This is a genomic window from Methylobacterium sp. B1 (assembly GCF_000333255.1).
In the GTDB taxonomy this organism is placed as follows: domain Bacteria; phylum Pseudomonadota; class Alphaproteobacteria; order Rhizobiales; family Beijerinckiaceae; genus Methylobacterium; species Methylobacterium fujisawaense.
Window position 1 is genome coordinate 1 of record NZ_BACT01000962.1, and the last position, 1,347, is coordinate 1,347.

Sequence of the window (1,347 nt, forward strand, 5' to 3'; positions counted from 1 at the left end):
TGCCCCGGGCCTTCAGCCGCTCGATGATCGCCGACAGCGCCCCCTCGGTCACCTTCGGGTCGGTGCCGCGGAGCATGTCGTTGGCGCCGAGTTCGAGGATCACGCCCGCGGTCCCGTCGGGCACCGACCAGTCGACCCGGTCGAGGCCACCGGTGGCGGTGTCGCCGGAGACGCCGGCATTGGACACGGTCACGTCTTCGCCCTTGGCCTTGAGCAGCCGCTCCAGGACGGTGGGGAAGGCGGCATCGGCGGGCAGCCGGTAACCGGCGGTCAGGCTGTCGCCCAGGGCGACGAGCTTGACCGGGCCGTTCGGCGCGGCCTGCGGTGCCGTCATGAAAGGGACCATGAGGACGGCTAGCGCTGCGGCAAACAGGGCCGTGCGCCGGAACACAGCGCCGCCGTCATGGCGCGGCCCCAATGCGGATCCCATATCGCGGTGCCCCCGCGGCCCGTGCAGCCAAGTTCGCAGCCAACCGAGGACCTCGCGCGCCATGCTCGTCATCGCCCACAGATCGGCTCGCCCGTGAGCCAAGGCAAGGTGCTGCGCGATCCGGCGATCGCGCTGTCGAACATCGATCTCAGCCTCGGCCGCGGCGCCGCCCGGGTCCACATCCTCCGCGGCATCTCGCTCACCGTCGACCGCGGCGAGGCTGTGGGGCTCGTCGGTCCGTCCGGCTCCGGCAAGTCGACGCTTCTGATGGTCATGGCCGGGCTGGAGCGGCCCGATTCCGGCGGCGTGGTCATCGAGGAGACCGATCTCGTCCGCCTCGACGAGGACGCGCTCGCCCGCTTCCGGGGCCGGCGCATCGGCATCGTGTTCCAGGCCTTCCACCTCGTGCCGACCATGACGGCGCTGGAGAACGTGGCGCTGCCGCTGGAACTCGCCGACCGGCCCGGCGCCCACGAGCGGGCCCGCGCCGAGCTGGAGGCGGTGGGCCTCGGGCACCGGCTGCACCATTACCCGGCGCAACTCTCGGGGGGCGAGCAGCAGCGCGTCGCCATCGCCCGGGCGGTCGCCCCCGACCCGGCGATCCTGGTCGCCGACGAGCCCACCGGCAACCTCGACGAGGCCACCGGCCGGCAGATCGTCGATCTCCTGTTCCGGCTGAAGCGCGACCGCGGCGCGACCCTGGTGCTCGTCACCCACGACAACGGCCTCGCCCGCCTGTGCGACCGCACGGTGCGCCTGCGCTCGGGCCGGATCGAGGAAGCGGTGACCGCCTGATGCACGGCACGATCACCCGACCGGACCCCGGCCCCCGCCGCCTCCCGCTCATCCTGCGGCTGGCGCTCCGCGAACTGCGCGCCGGCCTCACGGGCTTCGCGGTGTTCCTCGCCTGCATCGCG

The 1,347-nt window shown here is 73.1% G+C and carries 3 protein-coding genes; 2 read left to right on the forward strand and 1 reads right to left on the reverse strand.

Annotated elements, in window-relative coordinates; all coding sequences use genetic code 11:
- Window positions 1-346, reverse strand: a 346-nt coding sequence (locus tag I53_RS26935; RefSeq protein ID WP_251982470.1) for a GDSL-type esterase/lipase family protein, incomplete at its 3' end; no start/stop codon positions are given.
- Between the two features lie 177 nt (window positions 347-523).
- On the opposite strand from I53_RS26935, the gene I53_RS26940 reads away from it, so the two are divergent.
- A complete protein-coding gene (locus I53_RS26940) occupies window positions 524-1,225 on the forward strand; it encodes an ABC transporter ATP-binding protein (RefSeq protein ID WP_374701379.1) in 702 nt (233 codons plus the stop codon).
- On the forward strand, window positions 1,168-1,347 hold a 180-nt coding region (locus I53_RS36270; RefSeq protein ID WP_374701380.1), incomplete at its 3' end, for a hypothetical protein. The genes I53_RS26940 and I53_RS36270, both read left to right, overlap by 58 nt.